Genomic DNA, 22505 nt, shown 5'->3' on the forward strand with positions numbered 1-22505 from the left:
TATTTGATCAGTAATCGCATTGCGGCACACAAGGATACATAACTGACTGTAATTTCATGCACTTATAATTTCACCGCAAATCAAAGTCGGCCTAAACAAGACTTCGATAGAATATATAGCCAGAAAACCATGATCCGCATCCACTGCACAAAGAAACTTGATACGAAGCTGCCGCTGGATTCGTCCGCTCGTCTCAAACGCAAACTGCCGATCCCACATGCCGCTAATGACGAGCCTGAGAGCCCGCTTAGCGGCTGGCACGCCAACCTGCTCACAATCCAGCGCCGCAACTGCGTGTTTTTTGTTCACGACAGCACCCGCTTTCCGTTGCTGGCAACCTGCCTGACAAAACCGGACTTCGCGGAGCTGGACTGGTGGTTTCAGGATGCATTGATGAACACGCTGCTCAAGTCCGGCGCGAATCAGGCACAGATGGACGCTGCCGAAAGCGCCCTCGCAGAACTGGTTTGCGACTTGGAGTGCGACCGTTCCGTGCAGGCGACCATGAACCGGATGGGGCAGGATCTTGAGCATCAGATCTGGTATAACCGGCTCTCAATCAGCGATCTTGCACCCTACAGAACCGGCGCGTGGCTGGCGGAAAGGCCCTGCACGGTTAAGGGAGTCAAAGGCGCGATCTGGCCGCAGCGGGAGATGTTGGCGTTGTTGGATACCATTAATCGATAGCGCTTTGTTGTCTTAACTGCGCCTGCAATCGATGATCGATCCGCCCTGCTTCTCGCACCATATTCACGCCCATGCTTACTCGGGCCACGTCCATTAGATCAGCCGGAATCGCTCGCTTCTGTGTTTCGGAGAACCAGGCAAGGACATCACACAGATGCCAGATTGCTGACGCGCCCTCATGGACCGGCATTGGAAAACTGGCCAGATGGGTTTGAATGAGCTTTCGCATGTTCTGGCGGGAAAACATCAGCAGGCTCGCCATGTCGGAAATACCCACAAAATCCGGCCCGGCCTCCACCAGGCGGGCCTCAGGAACCGCCCGTTGCACATCCTGCAGCGCGCTCAGCATGGCTTGTTCTGCTGACTCGGCCTCGCGTGTAAAGTTCAGAGCGAGCCGGCCTTTTTGGCCGAGGCCGATGATGGCGTCGTCGCATCCCGCTTGAAACAATGAGCTCTCGAGCTGGTCATGTGCAAAGTCTTGTGGAACTGAATATTTAAGCGTGAAGTCGTATTCACGATTCATGGTCTTCAACTCCGTTAGCGAGTCAGTTCTGCACAGGCCAGCGCCGCTTCTATATCTTTGTTCGCATGTCTCTTGCGGGGCACTCGTGCCATTCCTTGGGCAAATCATATACAGCAAGGTTGTCATATGACAACCTTGCTGTATCGAAAAGTTAGGCCGGATTGAGCTTCGTGAGATACCGGCGCGCCACCTTGCCAAAGATCAGCAAGCACACGAGGGTCTGCAATAGAACGGCAACCGCAAAACCGATCATCACAAGGCCCATTGGAAGCTCTGAGATAACTATCATGAGGTCATCAATCACAGGGGCATCGGCTGAAACGAACAGCAGAGCGATGAGGGAAATGAAAGAGACAACCAGCGCACTGATGTTCACAGAGACGGACATCATCCAGTTCTCCCGGAGCGTCGGCGCCCTACCAAACGCCGAAACCGATGCGGCCATTGCGCCATAGGCGGCACCGATCATCGCCCCGATTTGCACGCCGGAATTCATATCGATGTTGAATACCTCACCGATCGTAATAATGCAGAGCTGGAGAGCGGCGTAGAGGCCGGTAAAGTTGAGAATTGTCTTTGTGATCATATTTAAGCTTCCTTGCTTTTTTGGTTTTTAATTTATTGGCACGTTCTCAAGAACTTCAAAATCTCAGACACTTGCGCTGCGGCAGATGCCGGCAAGCCCAGCAGTTTGCCATCGGCGGGAGCGCTTCATTCAGACTGCATTAATACACCTGCCACCAGAACAACGGCGAGCGTTCCATACATTGACAGAACAGGAACGAGACACCACGCTTGCCAGAGCTTTGGCAGCGGAACATCTGGGTCGCCCAACGTCGATGCTCGCCTGTGCCAGAAACGAGACGAACAATTACGGAAAACAAGGAACGCAAAGACATGGCTGCACCTGACGAGACGACCGACAAGCGCCTCTGACCAGATCTGGCTGATACTGGAAAGACTGCCAGAATGCGTCGCGACTCGTTGTTCTATTTTTTTGGCATAACGAAACCCCGTGGTCACGATCACAAAGATGAACAACAGGTTCAGCAGAATGCCTCCAGCCACCACATGTGCTGCAAAGATTCGCCATTCATCACTCACGGTTGCTCGCCCCATAGCTCGGTTTTGTAAGAGAAAAAAGGGGCTGTTCACAGCGGGCGACTTTTCACTCAACAATCACCAAAAAAATTGCCGACAACGCAAAGATCATTGCGCAGACAAAAGTAAAGCTGACAGGGATAAGCGCCCACAGCTTTAAATTCCTGGGAGTCGCCTTATCCTCTGTACCCATTCGCAACGCAACTTTGCTACCGATCACAGGGAGATTCCTGTAGGTGAAAAAGGCCCAGACGTTCATGGCACGAATCCACCTTCCCCAGGGGCCATCGCCCCACAGAATTTTTGTCATATCCAGGTAGGCGCCGGGCGCGGCAATCTTGGCCTCTACCACGCGTATCCTCGAAAACGCTACTGTCACTGTAAACAGTATTCCCAGTAAGCCGCCTATCATGGAGGCAATCCCCAAGAACGCTGAAATAACTGTGAGTGCCTCGATCATCAGCAATGACCTAAGTGATATTGGTGCCCATCATGGAGTCACCTTCACTACGCATTTCTCTTTTGCGTAACGACAGCTCAACGTCCTACCTGGCGGGCGCAGGGATGACCCCTTTGTCAATGTAATGCTGCACCTGCGCTTGATAGCCGGAGGGGTCACCATTTGCAGCTTCAGCACGTAATTCGTCGATTACCGGGGCGGCAAAACCTGAATCTTCGTCACCCGCGCAATCCCGACACGATGCTCGCCACCACGCCAGAGCCTGGCCTTTGCCTGAGAAGCCAACGATAAAGTAATGCCCATACTTCGGCGTCGGATAATCTTCGAACCACTCGGCAACGGTCTCACTGAATTCCTCGGGCATGGGTAGCGAGACCTCGTAAAATTTCTGCTCCCTGTGCGAAAACCAGCGGGCTTCGACCCGTTCCGGAACTGGTGCCGGGTCTATAACAATTCGGCCGCCAGTTGGAGGCGTTTGATCATACCCGTAACTGATTGCTCCACCGGGTATTCTGCGGTCGCCGTTCAGTGTTACCTCTTCAACCCAGACCGGCCACCCGGATGGCCCCCCGGAGACGATGACGGTGTATTCATAGGTTTTTCTCTCCGAAGAGCAGGCAACAAGGCCAGTGATCAACACCAACAACACCATCTGGCGGCTGATGGCGAGACAATTTGCAACGTGCTTTGTCATGGTCGTGCAGTGACCTCTTGTTGTTGGACGGCTAACGAGGGCCTGTTATAGAAGATCCTTCTCTTACCAGAGTTCTCAGGAAGGTGAGGCAATACATCCTCTCGATGTGAGGTATGCATGTATTTCCCCAAATACTTCCTAGCAGCAAAGAGGTTGGCTCCAGCTTCCTGCCAAGCGTCAATAGCTTTCTTAAGGTCATCGGGGATTCTGTGGTTGGCGTTTGACAAATCCATAGGCGACATGGGCAGGCCCTCTGATACCGCCATCTCATACATAAGGTGAAGAGCATGAATCGCCAATTCCTTTCGAGTTGCTCGCCTCTCCTCCGCGATTACATCCGTGCCCTCAACGCGAGCCTGGATGTTGCGGTGATCATTTCGGTTAAGCGCTTCAATTTTTTTCTGGGCACTCTGGATTGTCCGATAATTCATACCGTGACCAGAAAAGACTCTGACAGTGAAGATTTCGTGATTCTGGATACCTCCAACCGGATTTTCATAACCCCCACCAACATCCGAGTGGACACCCGGCAATGCTATCTCTGAGAAATTGGATGGAAGTCCAGCAGGTTCCCGGATACTCGAAAGGGGGAAGTTTCTACGGATCTCATGATGAGCGGTCAGATGAACAATCCTGTCGGCACTGTCCGGCCTGAGATTGACATTAAAATCCAGGTTATTTTGATTTCCGGGAAGATAGAAGCTTCCTACAGTATCGAATAATCCTATAAATCCGACTCTTGCAGTGATATCGCGAGGAAACGCATTTAACTTACGAAAGCTAACTACCGACGTTGACAGGCTCGGCTCATTTATCTCTGGCAAAATTATTGAGGCGGGCCACTCATTAACGAGATTCACGAAATGCCGGGCCAGCGCGGCTCCCCTGCTAAACCCGAATACATCCAACACAACTACATCAGGCTTACTTTCGTCCAGAATGTCGTTGAGTGCAGTGATCGCTGTCTGAATCCGTTTGTGGCCCCCTTCGGGACCTACCCCCAAGGCCAAACCAATTATGTCTTCGCGAGCGTCAAAGCCGTCTGGCGCGATATGCCCGGCAATCGTTCCTGGCCCGGGGATGTAAATCCGCTCTGAATTTGCTCCAGACTCGTAGAGATCAAACAACTTCGCGACATTGGTAATATCCCTATCTGGCAGGTGTTTGTCGTTGTCTTTGTGGTTGGCAGTTCCATCGAAGAAGATGCCTATTCTCAGCGAATTTCCAGCTTTCTCTCGCTTGTTAGGACGAGTAAGAATCTTATCTTAACTATGCTTCAAATCGGCGTCATCGGCACGACTACCGTCTCGCAATTGAGATGGCCCAGTCTTCATTTCTGCATCCAAAAGACCCTCAACTCCACTCTTGGATTCTGCAGCATCAAAGATCCTGCCTAACTTCGCAGGGGCGCTGGATACTCCCGAAAATGACGCCGGCGTGTGAGTATCACCAATCACCACAGACCCCGACCCAATCGTCACACCGCCACACGAAATCGCCCCGCCTGTCACCGCCGCCGGTTTGCCATTGATCATGACGGTGGACGAACCTCCAGTGATGGTGCGCGGATGGGGCGGGTGTTTGGGTTTGGAATGGGGTGCCAGCGGGTCGCCTACCCGGGCAACGGGCTTGCCATCAATCAACACATCGGGGGAACCGGCGATCACCGGCGTGGGCGGGAAACCTTCGTGATCGGAGCCAAGGTCTCCGAGCAGAACTATCGCTTTACTCATGTCGCGTCCTTTGCGTTTTGCCGGGCCATCCTGACCCTTGGGGTATACGGCGCCAGTTTATACTGAAGCGCTCTTCCAGCCAAACCCATCGATCTCACAGTGTGACGGAATCAAGAGCGAGGAAACGTCAGGCAATACCGGGCCAGCTCGACCCGAAATCCGGGTGGCCGATATCCGCTGTTAACTGTAATATCCGCACAGGTTAACAGCGACAACCCAGAATCAGACCGTCTGACGGAGAATTATCATGCGCAATGCTGACCTCGTCACCCGTGGCCTCAAGTCCGTGTGGCACCCCTGCACCCAGATGAAAGACCACGAAGGCGCCGTGCCTCTGGTGCCCATCAAGCGTGGCGAGGGTGTCTGGCTTGAAGACTTTGAGGGCAATCGATTTATCGATGCCGTCAGCTCCTGGTGGGTCAATCTGTTTGGCCACGCCAATCCGAGAATCAACGCAGCGATCCAGAAGCAGATTGGCGAGCTGGAACACGTTATCCTCGCCGGTTTTACCCACGAGCCGGTGGTCAATCTGTCCGAGCGACTGATTGAAGTGACCCCGCCCGGTCTGAACAAGGTCTTTTACGCCGACAACGGCTCCTCGGCCATCGAAGCCGCCCTGAAAATGAGCTTCCACTACTGGAAGAACCACGGCAAACCGGGCAAGAAGAACTTCGTGAACCTGAGCAACAGCTACCACGGTGAAACCCTGGGCGCCCTTGCACTCGGCGATGTCTCGCTCTACAAGGACACCTATCAGCCGCTACTGATGGAAGTGCTGACAGCGCCCTCCCCGGACGCCTTCAACAAGGAGCCGGGTGAGACCGACGAAGCCTACGCGCTGCGACAGTTTGAAGCCATGGAAAAGCTGCTGGCCGAGAAGCACGACGAAATCTGCGCCGTGGTGGTGGAACCGCTGATCCAGTGCGCTGGCGGCATGCGGATGCACCATCCGATTTATCACACCAAACTGCGGGAAGCCTGCGACCGCTATGGCGTGCACCTGATTGCGGATGAGATCGCCGTGGGTTTTGGCCGCACCGGCACCCTGTTTGCCTGTGAGCAGTCGGGCATCACTCCGGATTTCATGTGCCTGTCCAAGGGGCTCACCGCCGGCTACCTGCCACTGTCGGTGGTGCTGACCACGGATGATGTCTACAACGCCTTCTACGACGACTATGAAACCCTCAAGGCGTTTCTGCACAGCCACAGCTACACCGGCAACCCCATTGGCTGCGCCGTGGCGTTGGCGACCCTGGACATCTTCCGGGATGACAATGTGATTGAGAGCAACCGCGCGCTCTCCACGTGTATGGCCGAATCGGTGGCGCACCTGGCAGACCACCCCAATGTCGGCGACATCCGCCAGCATGGGATGACTTTGGCCGTGGAGATGGTGAAAGATAAAGCGTCGAAAACGCCTTTCCCCTGGCAGGAACGCCGCGGCATTCGTGTTTATCAGCACGCATTGACCCGCCAGGCCTTGCTTCGCCCCCTGGGTAATGTGGTTTACTTCATGCCGCCTTACGTGATCACTGAAGAGCAGATCCGCCACCTCGGCCAGGTTGCAACGGAAGGCATTGAGATCGCGGTTCGCGACTGACAACCGCCAGGAACCTGAGAGACCAGCTCATGCGCATACCCCGCATCTATACCAATTCTGCCCTCGCCCAGGGCAGCACTGCCGAACTTGATGACAACGCCGCACAACATGTGGGCCGGGTATTGCGCATGCAGCCGGGACAGGAGCTGCTGCTCTTCAACGGTGATGGCAACGACTACCCCGCCACCATTTCCAGTGCCAGCAAGAAGAACGTGGAAGTCCAGGTTGGCACCCCGGAAGCCAACACCACCGAATCCCCATTGGAAATCGTTCTCGGCCAGACCCTCTCCAAGGGTGACCGCATGGACTACGCAGTGCAGAAAGCGGTGGAAATGGGTGTTACCCGTATCGTGCCGCTAACCACCGAACGATGCGACGTAAAACTGAAGGGCGACCGGGAAGACAAGCGCCTGCGCCACTGGCAATCCGTTGCAATCAGCGCCGCCGAGCAGTGCGGGCGCGCCCGGGTGCCAGAGATCCTGCCGGTGATGACGGTTTCCGAGTGGCTGGAACACAGCCGCGATTGCGAAGTCCGCCTGGTTCTCCACCACCGCACCGAACACGCGCTGAAGTCCATCATTCCCCCAGAGCGGGTGGCTCTAATGATCGGACCGGAAGGCGGCCTCTCTCCCGAGGAAATCGCTCACGCAGAAAAGGAAGGCTTCCTGCCGGTAGCCCTCGGCCCCCGGGTACTGCGAACGGAAACCGCCCCGGTTGCGGCCATGGCGCTTTGCCAATGGCTGTGGGGCGACATCGGCGGCTGACAGACACCGACCGTACCGCCGTCTCATGTTGGCACGCAAGTCATTGACATAACGGGGTGCCAACAACATTATCCCTGTCGACTCCGGAAGCAAAAAAACGATCACACGCGAGTAACGGGATGACAAGCCTGCTAAGCACCCAAGAATTCTGGCAATACCTCAGTATTCCGGTCATTGCCGCCCTGATTGGCTGGACCACCAACTGGCTTGCCATCAAGATGACCTTCTACCCCCTGGAATTCATTGGCAAACCACCGCTGCTTGGCTGGCAAGGTATTATTCCCTCGAAGGCCCGCAAAATGGCGGCCATCAGTGTCGACGCCACTATCTCCAAGATCGGAACCGTTCGGGAGATCTTCCAGCAGATCGATCCGAAAGTTCTCGCCACCCATATCGTTCACTCCGTCGAACCCCGCATCGAGGAATACGTGGACGAAATGATGCTCAAGGAATACCCCACCTTCTGGGAAAACCTGCCGGCCTCGGCCAGGAAGATGGTCTACGATCGCGTCCGCAAATCCACGCCCCAGCTCGTGGACAACCTGGTGGAAGATGTCTCCGACAACATTGAAGACCTGCTGGATATCAAGGGCATGGTCATCGAGCGCCTGGCCAGCGACAAGGAGCTGCTGAACCGGATCTTTATCGAGTGCGGTGAGGTGGAATTCCGGTTCATCATCAACTCTGGGCTCTACTTCGGCTTTCTGTTCGGCCTGATCCAGATGGCAGTCTGGTATGTCTATCCGAGCTGGTGGGTGCTGCCGTTCTTCGGTCTTCTGGTGGGTTGGGCGACCAACTGGATTGCCCTGAATGTGATTTTCCGGCCGCTGCACGCCAAAAAAGTCGGCCCCTTCCGGGTTCAGGGTCTGTTCCTGAAACGCCAGCCGGCCGTGGCAGAGTCGTTCTGCCACATCGTGACCCACGAGATACTCACCGTTGGCAACATCATCAACGCGATTCTCGATGGGCCCAAGGGTGATCGCGCCCGCAACATGGTCAAGAAGCACATCAAACCGCTGGTGGATGAAACCGCCGGCATGGGCAAGGCACTGACCCAAATGGCCTTCGGACCCACCGGCTTTGCCACCCTCAAGAACAAGGTTGGCGAGAAGGCCATCGAAATATCACAGACATCGTTCAACAACCCGGTGTTCGAGAAGGACCGGGCCAGAGCCGTCGAATCGATCATGGTCGAGCGGATGATTGCACTGTCTTCCGAAGAGTTTCAGGACTTGCTACGGCCCTGTTTCCAGGAGGATGAAATCAAACTGATTCTGGTGGGCGCATTCCTCGGCTTTGGCGCCGGTATCTGCCAACTGGTGTTCGTGTTCGGGGAGTCGTTCCTGTAAATTCCTGCCATAATTCACCGGCTTAAAACCTGTGCAAGGATGCGTCGTACATCTATACTCTCGGAAACGGAGGTTCATTACTTCGCACAGGTTCGACCCGGAGGCAACGGATGCCAGGTTTTCTCTCCTGGATTTCAGGATTATTCCCAAGCAAACAATCTGCACCACCCGCTCCGGAAGCGCGGCTGTTCAATCCATCCCCGGAGAAACCTGCGGCCGATACCCCTTACACCAGCCCGGAGCTTGCCCAACAGCTTGAGGAACATTTGTTCTGCTGGCTGCTGGATGCAGAGCCGGCGGCCCTGCGCGCTGATCTTTCTTCCTACGAGGAAGTGCTGGAGGAGCTTTATCAGCGGCTCACCAGCAACAAAATGGAGGAACTGCCCCGCCAACCCATGAGCCTGCCCATGCTCATGCGGGCCCTGTCCGACGAGTCCACCGATCGCCAGCGGCTCACGGAGATCATTCTTGGTGATCCCTCCCTGACCGATCAATTGCTTCAGATTGCCAACAGCCCCTACTTCCGAACCAGCGACCACGCCATCGAATCGGTGGACCAGGCGGTATTTGTTTTGGGGGTAGATGGCATCCGGAACGTGATTTCCGCGGCGGTTATGCGCCCCATGATGGCCGCAAGGAACAGCCGGGAAGCGCTGTTTGGTCAGCGTGGCTGGCGCTGGGGCCTGACCTGCGCGCGAGCCGCAGAACTCATTGCCAGAACCCAGGGCGAAGACACCAGTGCACACTTTATGGTGGGCCTGCTGCCCTCACTGGCGTACATCACGATCCGCCGCGAACTTCAGCGAATCTGCCGGTCGCGCACAGCAATCGGCGAACCGGAGCCGGCGCTTATTCGGCATGCTCTGGCGAGATACCAGTGGGCTACCTGCCAGCTCCTGGCGAACGAATGGAACCTTCCCCCCAAGTACCATGCCTACCTGCTGGCCGCGGAACGGCCAGCCCCAAAACAGAAGCACACTCCGCTGACGGACGGCATGGTTATTGGCACCCGGGAAGTGCTGAGGCACGCCCATCAGCGCAACCTCGCAGAAGAGGACCTGCCAAAAGTGGTGCGCCTGACCCCGGATCAGATCAGCAACATTCGCAACGCGCTGCAGAAAATGCTTCGGGAAGGCGGCCGTTCAACTGTCAGAAGTTGAGACAGGCTCCCTCTCCGCCACAGCTCCTGGTTTTTCCTTTGCCTCGTCGCCGCGCAATAACTCCGCAAAGGTTCGTGTTTCCTCCACCTTGCGGATTCCCACCAATTCGGCAGGAATCACTTTCGGGAGCCGATCAACAATCCGGTCCTCGTCGTGGCGTACAACCCTGAGAACGTCTCCGATCGTTATCAGATCCAGCGCCCGCCCGGGCACCAGCCGATCGCCCTGACTGCCGGCCAGGCTCAGTAAACCGGCACGGATCAGTTTGTCACTGAGAGCCCGGGTTACCTCACCCGGCACCCTCAGCTCGTATTCCAGTAATTCCTGCTGGGGTGCAGGCTTGCCCTCGCTGAAGGGCTTGGCCACCAGCCACATGGTCGCCAGCGCCACATTTTCCTGCAGCTCTGGTGCCAGTTGCACCTCGCGCCGCTTGGCCACGGAGCCGGGATTCTGCAGATAGAACCCGATGCTGGCGCCCAGCAGGAGAATCATCCAGTTCAGATAGATCCAGATGAGCAGAATAATGCCGATGGCGAAACTGGAATAGATTGCCGCGTACTTCGCAGACCCGGCAACGAAAGAGGCGAACAGCATGCCGGCCGCCTGCCAGGATACCCCGGCCACCAGACCACCGATGGCCGCATAACGGAGCTTGACCCGGGTATTGGGCATGAATACATAGACGAATGTGAAAGCACCAACCACCAGGAAAAACGGGGTGAACCGGCTGGCCACAAGAATCACCGAGCCGAACGGTTCGATTTCGATTAGCTTCTGGACGATGGTTGAGGAAAAAATGGTCGCGCTGACGCCAATGGCCGAAACCATCAGAAGCGGTCCCACCATGATCACGCTCAGGTAATTGCTGAATCGCTGCGCCATGGAACGCATGTCTGGCACGCGCCAGATCATATTGAAGGAACGCTCGATTTTCTGGAGCAGTGACACCACCGTATAAACCAGCAGCGCCAGGCCCACCGATCCCAGTACGCCGACTTTCATATTATCGACGAAGCCCAGGATCTGTTCGGCAAGATCAATCCCCTGCGGTCCCAGCGGCTCAAAGAACTGGAACAGGAACGGCTCCATCCGCTGATGCACTCCCAGCGCCTTCAATACCGAGAAGCTCAGGGCAAGGAGAGGCACGATACTCAGGAGGGTTGTGTACACAAGACTCATGGCGTGGAGAGTCAATTGTCCACTGAGAACATCCCGAGCCATCGCATAGGCAGTGCGGCCGACCTTGTACAACCAGGTCCAGGGCCAACTCTGGGGCGGATTGGGATTCGCCAGAATCCAGCGCTCAGCTGCCTGAAGCCGGTCTTTTAATTGGAATGAAGCCACTTTAGGTCCTGTCGTTCCATGTTTTATTCAGATTATCAGTCAGATATCCGGTGTAACCAGAGTATGGCCGATTAACGGCAGTTTGCGAGGGCTACACATCCAATATAACCATATCAGCATTTATTACTCCCTCTTATAACAGATCTTCTGTAAAAAGGCCGCTATTCAAGAAATGGTATTTTCTGATCAGGTATTTTCTCATGCGAATCAAACTTGCTCTGGGCGTTGCTGCACTTACCGTCTTCTCACCGGTGACTGCCCTGGCCACCAACGGCTATTTCAGTCACGGCTACGGCACCACCAGTAAAGGCATGGCCGGCGCGGGCACTGCACTGTCCCAGGACAGCATTGCAGCGGCAACCAACCCGGCCGGTATGGCTTTTGTCGGGAACCGGATTGACGGTGGATTCGAAGTTTTTTCGCCCCGGCGGGAATACACCGTAGAGGGTCCGGTCTCTCCTCCCCCTGCGTTCTCATTGCAGCCGGGCACTTACAAAAGCAGCCGCAACGGTTTCGTTATCCCCCACCTGGGCTTTAATCGGGAACTTTCCGACACCACAAGTTTCGGCGTTTCGGTGTTTGCCAATGGTGGCATGAACACCGACTACTCGGGTGAAAGCGGTGGGCCTTTCTACGCAGGCCGTACCGGCGTTAACCTCGAGCAGCTTTTTATTGCCCCGACCTGGTCCTGGGAGTTCTCCGACAACCACGCCTTCGGCCTTTCACCAGTCATTGCCTATCAGCGTTTTGAAGCTGAAGGCCTGCAGAGTTTCGCGCCATTCTCTTCAGACCCGGGCGCACTCTCCAACAACGGCACCGACGATGCCTGGGGTTACGGTTACCAGATCGGCTGGCAAGGTGAAATCACCGACACCCTCCGCGGCGGCCTGAGCTGGCGCAACATTCTGAAGATGAACGAGTTCGACAAATACCGCGGCCTTTTTGCGGAACAGGGCGACTTCGACATTCCCCAGATGTTCAACGCGGGTATCGCCTGGTCCGGACTTGAAAACCACTGGTTCCTGCTGGATATCCAGCACATCCGTTACAGCGAGATCAACAGCGTGGGCAACCCGCTGCTGCCCAATCTGCAGACGGCACAGCTCGGCGATGATAATGGCGCAGGCTTTGGCTGGGACGACATGACCATCGTCAAGCTGGGTTGGCAGTGGCAGCAAACACCGGCGCATGCCTGGCGGGCCGGCGTCAGCTATGGAGAGAATCCTATCTCCGATGAAGATGTGCTGTTCAACATCCTGGCACCGGGCGTTCAGGAGTGGCACTTCACTGGAGGATTTACCCACAGCTTCAGCGAAAACCTTGATGTGTCTGGCATGGCCTTTTATTCCCCGGCCAAGACAGTGACCGGTCCCAACCCGCTGGCACCGAACCAGACCATTGATCTGGAAATGTACCAATTGGGCGCATCGGTGAGTGTGGGCTGGAAATACTAGAACCGGAATCTCAGATAACAAAAGAATCCCGGTCGCCATCAAAGGCTGACCGGGAGGCAGAAAGTATCAGCGGGAACCCGACGCTCGATAATTCAACAAGGATCAACTGGAAGGCAGGTACGTTTTCGCGTTCCCCGGATAGCCTCTGCCGGGTCTTCACTTGAAACCATTTCAGGACGGCGAAGGACCTGACCTTTGCCGCTAATATCGCCCTCAACAAGCCGGGCATAGGACATCTTTGGAGTTGAACGGATGACCTCTAACGTGCCGACAAGGGTCTCCGAGCGACCGAGGTTTTTCCCGTTGTGACTGTTTCGGACGGAATCGCCCAGAGCAAACACCTGCCACTGCTGACCTGGCCTCATTAGCTCACCGCCCATATTGATAATCAGCTCGTTGCCCTGTCGGCCATCCACGAGCGGTGGCCAGACTACATCGATAACCGAAAGCGCAACCTCCTGACCGGCGCGTTCAAACAGAGTCTGCATAGAGCCAGCAGATCCATCCAGTTCCAGCCCGAGATCCCTTGATGCCAAATTCAGCGTCCGCGTCCACACTATCTCGCCCGTGGCCGGAACCACCACTCGGACCTCCAGCACCAGCGCACCGTGTTGTGTGGTTAACTGCTCACCGGTCAGGCTGGAAACCTTTGTCTGCTCCCAGAGGGTGAGGTCTGTCACCTGAGCCACCACCAGATACTCGGCACCCAGTTCGTTACCCAACATTGCTTTCTCGGCAACGGGGATATCCTTTCCCTTCATCCGGGCACGCTCAGAGATCACGGCCCGCTCTTTATCGCGAGCGAGCATGGCAAATCGCCGAGACTGCACCAGGGCCTCGGTGATTGACTGGGTCATGCGATCAGACACTTCCTCACGTGACAGTCGCCGGTTATTCACCTCGTAGAAAGGGCGCGCGGACCATACCGGATACACAGCCATCCGCCATCGCCCGTCGTCAGGGTTGCCCGGCGTCTTGTAAATCGGAACGTCTACCTCGAGTCGCGCCAACTGGCCGCCACCGGAGGCATCGGTCACCGATAGCACCCGATAGCCACTGATGAGCCCTTCTGCCGATACATTGGTCTGGCTACTGGACCCTTTCTGGATTTCAACGCTGGCTTTGCGACCATCTGCGGTTCGCACCGACATTCGGCTCAGAGCCGACTGCACCTGTCGACTGGCACTGATTTGAGCACCGCGGACCTGTCGCACCGCATCACCCAACGCATTGAAGATGGCCTGCTCGCGATCAATTCCGGTTGCTTGCGCATTGACGGTGCGAACTTCCGTCGCAGCAAGAACCAGCCCGGGCAGCAGTACCAGTAACAGAAACGTGACCAACTGCTTTACCATGAGCCGAAAGATCCTGTGCTACGTGTGGACTTCTCCGTCGCTGGCTGGCTGCCACTGCTCTGAGACGTTGTGGCGCTGGCTTTTTCAGCTTTTTTTCCCAATCCTTGGGCCTTGGCCGACGTCGCCGGCGACCAGTATTTCACATAGCCAAGGTATGGATGGCCCGTGGCAGGATCCACAGCGTCCCACTGGCCTACGGTCTGAATACCTGTCAGGCGGGCATTGGCCTCGGATTTAAGGATGTTATTCACCATCCGCCCGATACCTTCGGAGGTTTTGATTTCAGTATTACCGTCGCCCCGGGTTTCACGCACCTTCTGTTTCAGCTTGCGACGGGTCGTTTCCTTTTGCCCCTGAACGGTCATGGACGCAAACTGCGCCAGCCAGCCATCGGCCATCAACATGGCTTCATCCCGGGCGGCCTCCATTTCTGCGGCAATCTCAAACTCCTCCATGGCACCACGAACCAACTGGGGGCCAGAGGTCCCGAACGACAGCAACCCATAGCGGCCATTGGCGTCGACAATTGGCTGAACACCGAAGTAGCCCAGCATTGGAGTACCTTCGCGCAGCTGGGGATCCAGGCGTTCCCGAATTTCGTCCATGGAAATGGCCTGACCAGGCGCAACATCTCCGGTACGAAGCTGGCGGCCAAATTCGCTGAAGCGGTCAGACCGCACCACGACAACACTCATCCGGCCATTGTTCACCGGGCCGTCGCCGCCAACCTCCTCGATCACACCGAAAATCCCGACACCACTTAAACGCCCCATCGCACGCCAGGCCGTTTCGCTCACGAACTCGTCATAGATAAGGTTTTTACGTTCTGCGATCGTCAGTTCGGGCATTTTTGCGGTATCAACGCCCAGCTCTTCAAGCAGCGCGTTCATGCCCTGTACCGTCAACTCTGCGGCACGACCAGCAACAGCTTTACCCAATGCTTCAAGGCTGGTGTTGTCCCTGACATCCTCAGGCAAGTCGTCCTTCATGAACTTGTCCGCGAGCGAGACTCCGATGTCGACGGAATCCTGCGACACCAGCTCACCCATAGCCTTTAGAAACGCTTCCTCTGTCGCGATCACTCGAGCCTGGCTAAACTCGATGTGGGTTGGATCGGCGGCAATTGCCTGGCTGGCCACCACGAGCGTGCCACCCGCAGGGTTACGATCGGACTCTCCGCGAACCCAGCCACGAGCATCCAGAAATTCCTGAATTTTCTTATCACCGGGGTCCACCTCAGAGACCGCCATGAAAGGAGAAGGCGGCGTTTTACTGGCCTGCTGTTCTGCGGCCTGGGCCTGCTGTGCCAGCTCACCCTCGGCTGCCATCACCACACCCGGTGCAGACACGCTGAAAAACCCCGCCATGGCTAAAGAAAGAGCCGTTTTTCGAATAATCATCATAGTTCTCCCGATTCGTTACCAGCTCACCGAACTGTTGGAGCCACGCTTGATGATGGGTGTCTCGCCCTCCCAGAAGGCCAGGCCGGACGCCAGGTCTGTTAACGACAGCTGGATGTAGTACTCGACCTGTTGCTCGTCCCCGACCTTGTGGTTGCGCTGTAGAATCTTCCCGGACAGGCTCAAGTCCGGCGCCTGCAATGTACCTTTCTTCTGAACACCGCTCTGGTCGAACTCCTCTGAATTCCGAAGTTCACGAGCTCGCATGGTCATCTCATCCTCGGCCCCATTGAGGCCAACCGCAGTGGTCGTCACAACCTTTCCGGAACGCAGCAGGGCTACACGAATTTTCTTGGTGAGCTGATCGGTATCGATTCGCTGCATGGTGTCATTGGTAATCCGACTTACAACCATGATGTAGCGGCCACCGTTCGGATTGGACACAGCGCCACTGGCGAGCATGTCGTCGACTGCCTCCGTCGCGGCTTTCTCGAAATCCCGATAATCCATGGTCATTGCGACCGGACCATCATCGGCGGCAGGATCAACATAACGGGTAGGTGTAGAGCAACCGGCAAAAATCAGAACGCTGGCAGACAATATAAGGGCTCGTTTCAACATTAATTTTTCCTTTTACTTGGGTTCACGTAAATGTAATTGATAACTGGTCGCACGGGCATGAGGTGCCGCGGCCTTGAAATAACGAGTCTGCCCTGTCAATACCGAAGCCTTTCGGTAAGCGTCTCCAACCCCCTTGACTACCAGGCCGCTGGCGTCAAACCAGGTCACCTTCCAGGCTAGCTCCGCATCAGAACGCGCTTCCACGGCGAACTGAATTTGCAGCAGGCTCTCCCCTCCTGGCTGCGGGAGACGTTCCTCCAGTAGCTCGGTTACGGTCATCGTATAGATCACCTCAGGATCGACCTTGAGCTCCTGCCTTTCTATCAACGCATTGGCCTCCGGCTGGGAGGCACATCCCGCCATGAAAACACCTACACTCAACAGAACCGCGATAAATACGAATCTCATGCAAACTTTCCTGTCAATGATTTATTGGGCGCTGGAAACCTGAGTCTGTTCGGTTACCTCAGGAAATCTCGCAAACGTTGCTTCCGATTTCCCTTGCAGATCCATCGTTATAACCGTTGCCGGAGCCAAGGTGGTGGGCCGTTTCACATAGACCAGGGTAAACGGCCGATCAGGAAGATCGAGGTTACCAAGCACCGAGCCCTGATGATCCAGCAGTGTCAGCGTTCCACTTTCAGGCCGATCCAGGCGCGCGGCCTGCCAGTGATCCGGCATCGCCTGCCAGCCCCGCAAATCGGCCTGGGTCGTCGCAACGGTCAACGCTGCAGCGCCAAGTTGGCCAACAATGCCGAACTGCTCGGAGGCTTCATTTTGAAGCACAGCTTTTATAACCGCAGAAGTAACTGCCCGTGCCAAAACACCGGGGAAGCGCTCTTTCATTTCGGTCCGTATAACGGTTCCCATATCAGAAATCTGTTCGGTTTCTATTGACTCGCCCGCATCCCCAACCACACCAATCGTTCCCGGCACAGCCTGTCTATCGGAATATTTGGGCAAAGCCAGTCCGAAGTAGGCTGGTGCCTGTTGATTTCCATGGAAAAGCAGGAGAGGAACGTCGAATCGTGATTCTTCAAGGACCGGCCCAAGACCGTTTTCGTAGACAATCCAAACCTGCGCTCCCAATGCAGAGCGGCTTACAGATCCATTGGAAAGCCCTGTAGCAAGTTCAGCGTCCGCCTTAAGGATAGAGCTATCCGGATTCATTTCGGCGACACGTTTCAGGGAAGTTGCGGCACGTTCATAGTCCGCACCACTTGAGGCATTCGCTAGGAAGTAGAGACCGTGCAGATAAGTGGCTGAAGGTACGATAAATTCCGGGAAAACAGACCAGCTTGAAGGGGCCCCGTAGTTTTCCGCGATGGCGGTATGAAGATCCTCGTTATTGAGACTATTATTAACGAGGGAGGCATTACTTTCCTCGTCTTCAGCCTGTTCTTCAAGCGTAGCCTGTTGCGCCGCTATCTCTTTCTGGAAGTACTCTACAGCCCGTCGGGTACGATCATTCGCCCGGTTGAACTCAATGCGCGCATACTCGTTGTTACCAGCCGCAAGGAAAGCCAGTCCTTTATATGTATTCACAAGGACTGCCTCCGACATGAGAGCCTCATAATCCCGCTCCGAGTCGTTTACCATCACCGCCATGAAACCTTCAGCTGCTTCCTCGACAACCCCCTCCGTGTCGAGGTACTTCATACCCTCTTCAGCAAGATCAAAAGTATCTGCGGCCTGCTGATACTGCCCCGTAAGACGATAGAGTTCCCCTTGATGAAGAAGCTCCAGCAAGTGCCCTTCTGTGTCTACAGCTTCATCTTCGCTTGTTTCGAAACTGACAGCAGCGAGTGCACTTTCGTAGTCCCCAGTCGAGTATGCCGTATTAAACGAGGACATTTGATTACGGTGCTGAAAAGAGGAACACCCAGAGACAAGAGCCGCAACGCCAACGGCCAAAATAGATTGGTTGAATAGATTCACACGAACACTCCCTGATGAAACAGCTAAAGCCTGAAACACAGGGAAACACCACATGGCTATACATTCCCTTGATCGCCAGACTTAATTACTACATGTCCAAAAAAACTCCAGGGGCGTCACGTTAATCGGAAAGAGAACTCTTGGGTAGGAGAAAAACCCTTGTTATTGCAAGGTTTTACATTCCGACATACAGATTGTTACTCGGAATATGAACAACGTATCAATCGACCGCTTGACTATAAGAACTCAACGATCGAGTCGATCACAACGAAATCCAACACGCCTCCGACCGGCTCAGGCGACGGAAGCAAGATTGGCTGCAGTAATTCCAACAATCCGCTGCCGCGCCTCCCGGCTGGCCCAGGCCGAGTGCGGGGTAACAATCAGATTCGGGATATCGTCCGCTAGCAGCGGATTGCCGTTTCGGGGTGGCTCCTCGGTCAACACATCGAAACCGGCGCCGCCTATCTCGCCGGCGCGAAGCGCATCCGCCAGCGCCTGTTCGTTCACCAGACCTCCGCGGCTGGTGTTGATGAGCAGCGAGTCGGGCTTCATCATTTTCAGTTCGCGGGCACCGATCAGGTCCCGGGTCTCATCGGTCAGCAGGCAGTGCAACGAGAGCACGTCTGCCTGGGGCAGCAATTCTTCCAGTGGAATTCGCGAGTAGCCATCGACCACACCCGGTTCCTGCCCGGGCCGAGCTCCAAGAAGAACCTTCATACCAAACGCCGCGGCCCGCTCCGCCACGCCCTGACCCAGATCGCCGTAGCCGACAATACCAAGAGTGCGCCCTTCCAGTTCCATGATCGGATGATCCATCAGGCAGAACATGTCACTTTTGCCCCAGCGCCCTGCCTGGACGTCGCGGGTGTAATCCAGAAGCCGAGTGGCCAGTGCCAACATCAAAGCCATGGTGTGCTGCGCCACCGTTGAGCGGCCGTAGTTGGTCACGTTCATCACCTTGATGCCGTGATCCTTCGCCGCCGCCTGATCGATATTATTCAATCCCGTCGCCACTACGGCGATGGTCTTGAGCTCGGGGCAGGCCTCGAAATGCTCACGGGAGAGCACGACTTTATTGACCAGCACGGTATCGAACCCCCGGATACGTTCCAGTATCTGATCCGGCGTGGTCCGATCATACTTTTCCAACCCGCCGGTCACCGACTCGATGGGCGAGAGATCCACATCGTCGCCAAGGGTTTTGGCATCAAGAAACACCGCTTTCATACTTTTCTCCTGAATCCAGATGGCCACAGATTAGGGTAGACTTGGTTAAACGTCCAAAACTCAACATGTCCAAGCACGAACAGGGTATGAACCATGGAACATGAATTCTGGCACGAACGCTGGGCCAAAAAAGAAATCGGTTTCCACGAGGGCACGGTTAACCAGTATCTCCACGACCATTGGCCGGAACTGGCTGGCAAAGGCACCGACGCCGTTTTCGTGCCCCTCTGCGGCAAAGCCCACGACATGTGGTGGCTCCACGACCGCGGCCACCCGATCATCGGTGTAGAGCTGAGCGAACTGGCCTGCAAGGACTTCTTCGAAGAAGCCGGCGAGAAAGCCAAAGTTCACCCCGGCGAACCCTTCATAACCTTCAAACACGACAACCTGCAGCTCTGGTGCGGCGACTTCTTCCAACTGGTTCCGGAAGACCTCAAACACGTTCGACTGGTCTACGACCGGGCCGCCCTGATCGCCCTGCCGCCCCACATGCGCAGAGACTACGTAAACCACCTTACCGCCATAATCCCCGACGGCACCAGAATCCTGCTCATCACCCTGGACTACGACACCGAAATCAAGGGCCCGCCGTTCAACGTCAGTGACGAGGAAGTGCGGGAACTTTACCAGGACGACTATAAAATCGAGCACATCCTGACCAATACCCTGGCCAAGGATCATCCGTTTACAAAGAGAAAAGGCCTGGAAAACGCATCTGAAAGCGTCTTCCGTTTAACCAAACTCTAGCTTCCCGGGGCATCCCCCCGGAGGCCTGATCGGAGTGTATCGGGTGGCTTTCTGACAACGAATTTGATGTCTGAGCGAAGCGAGTTGCCAATTCGTTGTCAGAAAGCCACCCGGTGCACTCCAGCCCCCTCACACGGTCCCCCCACAAACCCGGCAAGCTACAAAACCAACACACCCGCCTAACATAATTTAATGAACCTTAACCACTCACCCACTGTCCAACTCCCGAACCGTGAACTAAGCTCACAGTAAGCAAGCCGACCTCGACAAGATCGTGCACAGGCTTGTAAGTATCCATTCCTTCCACCCATAACTAAATAAACCGCCCGGACGGGCGGAACTGACTGCAACGGGGAAATTGCGTGAACTGAAAGCTGAAGATACAGCGAGCGAGGGCGATCTATGAGCATACTGCAGCACTTCAAAGACCGGTATGAGAGTACTCAGGAAGAAGAATACAGTCTTGAGGAATACCTGGAGATCTGCAAAAAGGACCCAACGGCCTACGCCACGGCCGCTGAGAGAATGTTAATTGCCATCGGCGAACCAGAGTTCGTCGACACCTCGAAAGATCAGAGGCTTTCAAGGATATTTTCCAACAAGGTCATCAAGCGGTACCCCGAGTTTTCCGAGTTCTATGGCATGGAAGACGCCGTAGAAAACATCGTCTCCTTCTTCCGCCATGCTGCCCAGGGCCTGGAAGAAAAGAAACAGATTCTTTACCTGCTTGGTCCCGTGGGCGGTGGTAAATCGTCCCTCGCGGAAAAGCTCAAGTCACTGATGCAAAAAGTGCCCTTCTACGCCATCAAGGGCTCGCCAGTGAACGAATCTCCACTTGGCCTGTTCGATCCGGCCGAAGACGCCCAGATTCTGGAAGAAGAATACGGCATCCCCGCTCGCTACCTGAAAAACATCATGTCGCCCTGGGCCGTTAAACGGCTGCACGAATTCGGCGGCGACATCAGCCAGTTCCGCGTTGTAAAGATGTATCCGTCGGTACTCGACCAGGTTGCTGTCTCCAAGACCGAACCCGGGGACGACAACAACCAGGACATTTCCGCCCTCGTGGGCAAGGTCAACATCCGCATGCTGGAGGATTTCTCCCAGGATGATCCGGATGCCTACAGCTTCAGCGGTGGCCTGTGTAAGGCCAACCAGGGCCTGATGGAGTTCGTGGAGATGTTCAAGGCTCCCATCAAAGTCCTGCATCCGTTGCTGACAGCGACCCAGGAAGGCAACTACAACACCACCGAAGGCATGGGCTCGGTGCCCTTTGATGGCGTGATCCTGGCCCACTCCAACGAATCAGAGTGGCAGACCTTCCGCAACAACAAACACAACGAGGCGTTCCTTGACCGGGTCTATATCGTCAAGGTGCCCTACTGTGTTCGGGTGACGGAAGAAATCGAGATCTACAAGAAACTGCTGAGCAACAGCTCCCTGGAAGGTGCTCCCTGCGCGCCCGACACTTTGGATATGCTGGCCCAGTTCTCGGTATTGTCGCGCATCAAGGAGCCGGAAAACTCCAGCATCTTCTCCAAGATGCGGGTTTATGACGGCCAGAACATCAAGGACACCGACCCGAAAGCCAAATCGATCCAGGAGTACCGTGACGCCGCCGGCGTGATGGAAGGTATGGATGGGCTCTCCACACGTTTCGCCTTCAAGATCCTGTCCAAAGTGTTCAACTTCGACACCACCGAAGTGGCCGCCAACCCGGTGCATCTGCTCTACGTTCTTGAAAAACAGATCGAACAGGAGCAGTTCCCTGCTGAAACTCACGAGAAGTATCTCCGGTTCATCAAGGAATTCCTGGCACCGCACTATGTGCAGTTTATCGGCAAGGAAATCCAGACCGCATACCTCGAGAGCTACAGCGAATACGGCCAGAACCTGTTCGACCGTTACGTCACCTATGCTGATTTCTGGATTCAGGATCAGGAATACCGGGATCCGGATACCGGCGAGATCCTCGACCGCTCCTCAATCAACGAAGAGCTGGAAAAAATCGAGAAACCGGCGGGCATTTCCAACCCGAAGGATTTCCGCAACGAAGTGGTCAACTTCGTCCTGCGGGCCCGGGCGAACAACGGTGGCAAGAATCCGTCCTGGCTCAGCTACGAGAAACTGCGCGCCGTGATCGAGAAGAAGATGTTCTCGAACACCGAGGATCTGTTGCCAGTGATTTCTTTCAACCCGAAAGCGAGTCAGGAAGATCAGAACAAGCACAAGCAGTTCGTCGAGCGTATGGTCGACCGAGGCTACACGGAGAAGCAGGTGCGGCTGTTGGCTGAATGGTACCTGCGGGTTCGCAAGTCTCACTAAGTCAGTGACCATTCACTGAG

General features: G+C 55.5%; 22 protein-coding genes. 8 read left to right on the forward strand and 14 right to left on the reverse strand.

Annotation, left to right across the window (positions count from 1 at the left end; all coding sequences use genetic code 11):
- The first annotated feature begins 129 nt into the window (after positions 1-129).
- Positions 130-687 carry a DUF6933 domain-containing protein gene (locus MDHKLMBL_RS09450; RefSeq protein WP_053112933.1) on the forward strand — a complete coding sequence of 186 codons (558 nt, stop codon included), beginning with the start codon at positions 130-132 and terminating at the stop codon, positions 685-687.
- Here MDHKLMBL_RS09450 and MDHKLMBL_RS09455 read toward each other — a convergent pair.
- The 7 genes from MDHKLMBL_RS09455 to MDHKLMBL_RS21180 form a co-directional block, all read right to left on the reverse strand.
- The gene (locus MDHKLMBL_RS09455) at positions 677-1210 is read right to left on the reverse strand and encodes a DNA-binding protein (RefSeq protein WP_092031998.1); all 534 of its coding nucleotides are present in this window, start codon (positions 1208-1210) and stop codon (positions 677-679) included. The genes MDHKLMBL_RS09450 and MDHKLMBL_RS09455 overlap by 11 nt on opposite strands.
- Positions 1211-1361: 151 nt before the next feature.
- Entirely contained in the window at positions 1362-1796 is a 435-nt protein-coding gene (locus MDHKLMBL_RS09460; RefSeq protein ID WP_053112935.1) for an ABZJ_00895 family protein, read from the reverse strand.
- 125 nt (positions 1797-1921) lie between these two features.
- On the reverse strand, positions 1922-2314 hold the full coding sequence (locus MDHKLMBL_RS20805; RefSeq protein ID WP_139216037.1) for a hypothetical protein: 393 nt from the start codon (positions 2312-2314) through the stop codon (positions 1922-1924).
- Positions 2315-2378: 64 nt separating this feature from the next.
- Entirely contained in the window at positions 2379-2771 is a 393-nt protein-coding gene (locus MDHKLMBL_RS09465; RefSeq protein ID WP_053112936.1) for a hypothetical protein, read from the reverse strand.
- Positions 2772-2856: 85 nt separating this feature from the next.
- On the reverse strand, positions 2857-3465 hold the full coding sequence (locus MDHKLMBL_RS09470) for a DUF2931 family protein (RefSeq protein ID WP_053112937.1): 609 nt from the start codon (positions 3463-3465) through the stop codon (positions 2857-2859).
- The gene (locus MDHKLMBL_RS09475; RefSeq protein ID WP_199185500.1) at positions 3462-4724 is read right to left on the reverse strand and encodes a phospholipase effector Tle1 domain-containing protein; all 1263 of its coding nucleotides are present in this window, start codon (positions 4722-4724) and stop codon (positions 3462-3464) included. The genes MDHKLMBL_RS09470 and MDHKLMBL_RS09475 overlap by 4 nt, the downstream gene beginning before the upstream one ends.
- A 6-nt stretch (positions 4725-4730) precedes the next feature.
- On the reverse strand, positions 4731-5198 hold the full coding sequence (locus MDHKLMBL_RS21180; protein ID WP_241956210.1) for a type VI secretion system PAAR protein: 468 nt from the start codon (positions 5196-5198) through the stop codon (positions 4731-4733).
- A 247-nt stretch (positions 5199-5445) separates the two neighbouring features.
- On the opposite strand from MDHKLMBL_RS21180, the gene MDHKLMBL_RS09485 reads away from it, so the two are divergent.
- From MDHKLMBL_RS09485 to MDHKLMBL_RS09500, 4 genes are all read left to right on the forward strand, one after another.
- Positions 5446-6798, forward strand: a complete 1353-nt coding sequence (locus tag MDHKLMBL_RS09485; protein WP_104270696.1) for an adenosylmethionine--8-amino-7-oxononanoate transaminase — start codon at positions 5446-5448, stop codon at positions 6796-6798.
- A 29-nt stretch (positions 6799-6827) separates the two neighbouring features.
- Positions 6828-7562: a 16S rRNA (uracil(1498)-N(3))-methyltransferase gene (locus MDHKLMBL_RS09490; protein WP_104270697.1), complete on the forward strand. Its 735-nt coding sequence runs from the start codon at positions 6828-6830 to the stop codon at positions 7560-7562.
- A 119-nt stretch (positions 7563-7681) separates the two neighbouring features.
- Positions 7682-8911, forward strand: a complete 1230-nt coding sequence (locus MDHKLMBL_RS09495; protein WP_104270698.1) for a DUF445 domain-containing protein — start codon at positions 7682-7684, stop codon at positions 8909-8911.
- 110 nt (positions 8912-9021) lie between these two features.
- Positions 9022-10071 (forward strand): HDOD domain-containing protein, encoded by a 1050-nt coding sequence (locus MDHKLMBL_RS09500; protein WP_104270699.1) that lies wholly within the window; start codon positions 9022-9024, stop codon positions 10069-10071.
- Here the strand turns inward: MDHKLMBL_RS09500 and MDHKLMBL_RS09505 are convergent.
- On the reverse strand, positions 10054-11415 hold the full coding sequence (locus tag MDHKLMBL_RS09505) for a YihY/virulence factor BrkB family protein (RefSeq protein WP_092032006.1): 1362 nt from the start codon (positions 11413-11415) through the stop codon (positions 10054-10056). The genes MDHKLMBL_RS09500 and MDHKLMBL_RS09505 overlap by 18 nt on opposite strands.
- Positions 11416-11615: 200 nt before the next feature.
- Here MDHKLMBL_RS09505 and MDHKLMBL_RS09510 point away from each other — a divergent pair, with 200 nt between their 5' ends.
- On the forward strand, positions 11616-12869 hold the full coding sequence (locus MDHKLMBL_RS09510; protein ID WP_092032009.1) for an OmpP1/FadL family transporter: 1254 nt from the start codon (positions 11616-11618) through the stop codon (positions 12867-12869).
- Between the two features lie 92 nt (positions 12870-12961).
- On the opposite strand, the gene MDHKLMBL_RS09515 is transcribed toward MDHKLMBL_RS09510, so the two are convergent.
- From MDHKLMBL_RS09515 to MDHKLMBL_RS09540, 6 genes are all read right to left on the reverse strand, one after another.
- Positions 12962-14224, reverse strand: coding sequence for a CsgG/HfaB family protein (locus MDHKLMBL_RS09515; RefSeq protein ID WP_104270700.1), 1263 nt, complete (start codon positions 14222-14224; stop codon positions 12962-12964).
- Complete coding sequence (locus MDHKLMBL_RS09520; RefSeq protein WP_104270701.1) at positions 14218-15624, reverse strand: DUF6844 domain-containing protein; 1407 nt, start codon at positions 15622-15624, stop codon at positions 14218-14220. Before MDHKLMBL_RS09520 ends, MDHKLMBL_RS09515 begins: the two co-directional genes overlap by 7 nt.
- An 18-nt stretch (positions 15625-15642) precedes the next feature.
- A complete protein-coding gene (lpoB, locus tag MDHKLMBL_RS09525) occupies positions 15643-16245 on the reverse strand; it encodes a penicillin-binding protein activator LpoB (RefSeq protein ID WP_104270702.1) in 603 nt (200 codons plus the stop codon).
- A 12-nt stretch (positions 16246-16257) separates the two neighbouring features.
- Positions 16258-16653 (reverse strand): YcfL family putative periplasmic lipoprotein, encoded by a 396-nt coding sequence (locus tag MDHKLMBL_RS09530; RefSeq protein WP_104270703.1) that lies wholly within the window; start codon positions 16651-16653, stop codon positions 16258-16260.
- 21 nt (positions 16654-16674) lie between these two features.
- Positions 16675-18183, reverse strand: a complete 1509-nt coding sequence (locus MDHKLMBL_RS09535; RefSeq protein WP_104270704.1) for a COG3014 family protein — start codon at positions 18181-18183, stop codon at positions 16675-16677.
- 294 nt (positions 18184-18477) lie between these two features.
- A complete protein-coding gene (locus tag MDHKLMBL_RS09540; protein WP_104270705.1) occupies positions 18478-19413 on the reverse strand; it encodes a D-2-hydroxyacid dehydrogenase in 936 nt (311 codons plus the stop codon).
- 93 nt (positions 19414-19506) lie between these two features.
- Between MDHKLMBL_RS09540 and tmpT the strand changes: the two genes are divergently transcribed.
- Both tmpT and MDHKLMBL_RS09550 read left to right on the forward strand, forming a co-directional pair.
- Positions 19507-20160: a thiopurine S-methyltransferase gene (gene tmpT / locus MDHKLMBL_RS09545; RefSeq protein WP_008175346.1), complete on the forward strand. Its 654-nt coding sequence runs from the start codon at positions 19507-19509 to the stop codon at positions 20158-20160.
- 402 nt (positions 20161-20562) lie between these two features.
- Positions 20563-22485, forward strand: coding sequence for a PrkA family serine protein kinase (locus MDHKLMBL_RS09550; protein ID WP_053112944.1), 1923 nt, complete (start codon positions 20563-20565; stop codon positions 22483-22485).
- Positions 22486-22505: the final 20 nt, after the last annotated feature.

The sequence above is a fragment of the Marinobacter flavimaris genome (genome assembly GCF_002933295.1).
In the GTDB taxonomy this organism is placed as follows: domain Bacteria; phylum Pseudomonadota; class Gammaproteobacteria; order Pseudomonadales; family Oleiphilaceae; genus Marinobacter; species Marinobacter flavimaris.

Excerpts from the sequence above, each read along its gene's own strand:
- MDHKLMBL_RS09450 (WP_053112933.1), top strand. The coding sequence starts at position 130 with ATGATCCGCATCCACTGCACAAAGAAACTTGATACGAAGCTGCCGCTG.
- MDHKLMBL_RS09455 (WP_092031998.1), bottom strand. The coding sequence starts at position 1,210 with ATGAATCGTGAATACGACTTCACGCTTAAATATTCAGTTCCACAAGAC.
- MDHKLMBL_RS09460 (WP_053112935.1), bottom strand. The coding sequence starts at position 1,796 with ATGATCACAAAGACAATTCTCAACTTTACCGGCCTCTACGCCGCTCTC.
- MDHKLMBL_RS09465 (WP_053112936.1), bottom strand. The coding sequence starts at position 2,771 with ATGATCGAGGCACTCACAGTTATTTCAGCGTTCTTGGGGATTGCCTCC.
- MDHKLMBL_RS09470 (WP_053112937.1), bottom strand. The coding sequence starts at position 3,465 with ATGACAAAGCACGTTGCAAATTGTCTCGCCATCAGCCGCCAGATGGTG.
- MDHKLMBL_RS21180 (WP_241956210.1), bottom strand. The coding sequence starts at position 5,198 with ATGAGTAAAGCGATAGTTCTGCTCGGAGACCTTGGCTCCGATCACGAA.
- MDHKLMBL_RS09485 (WP_104270696.1), top strand. The coding sequence starts at position 5,446 with ATGCGCAATGCTGACCTCGTCACCCGTGGCCTCAAGTCCGTGTGGCAC.
- MDHKLMBL_RS09490 (WP_104270697.1), top strand. The coding sequence starts at position 6,828 with ATGCGCATACCCCGCATCTATACCAATTCTGCCCTCGCCCAGGGCAGC.
- MDHKLMBL_RS09495 (WP_104270698.1), top strand. The coding sequence starts at position 7,682 with ATGACAAGCCTGCTAAGCACCCAAGAATTCTGGCAATACCTCAGTATT.
- MDHKLMBL_RS09500 (WP_104270699.1), top strand. The coding sequence starts at position 9,022 with ATGCCAGGTTTTCTCTCCTGGATTTCAGGATTATTCCCAAGCAAACAA.
- MDHKLMBL_RS09510 (WP_092032009.1), top strand. The coding sequence starts at position 11,616 with ATGCGAATCAAACTTGCTCTGGGCGTTGCTGCACTTACCGTCTTCTCA.
- MDHKLMBL_RS09515 (WP_104270700.1), bottom strand. The coding sequence starts at position 14,224 with ATGGTAAAGCAGTTGGTCACGTTTCTGTTACTGGTACTGCTGCCCGGG.
- MDHKLMBL_RS09520 (WP_104270701.1), bottom strand. The coding sequence starts at position 15,624 with ATGATTATTCGAAAAACGGCTCTTTCTTTAGCCATGGCGGGGTTTTTC.
- lpoB (WP_104270702.1), bottom strand. The coding sequence starts at position 16,245 with ATGTTGAAACGAGCCCTTATATTGTCTGCCAGCGTTCTGATTTTTGCC.
- MDHKLMBL_RS09530 (WP_104270703.1), bottom strand. The coding sequence starts at position 16,653 with ATGAGATTCGTATTTATCGCGGTTCTGTTGAGTGTAGGTGTTTTCATG.
- MDHKLMBL_RS09540 (WP_104270705.1), bottom strand. The coding sequence starts at position 19,413 with ATGAAAGCGGTGTTTCTTGATGCCAAAACCCTTGGCGACGATGTGGAT.
- tmpT (WP_008175346.1), top strand. The coding sequence starts at position 19,507 with ATGGAACATGAATTCTGGCACGAACGCTGGGCCAAAAAAGAAATCGGT.
- MDHKLMBL_RS09550 (WP_053112944.1), top strand. The coding sequence starts at position 20,563 with ATGAGCATACTGCAGCACTTCAAAGACCGGTATGAGAGTACTCAGGAA.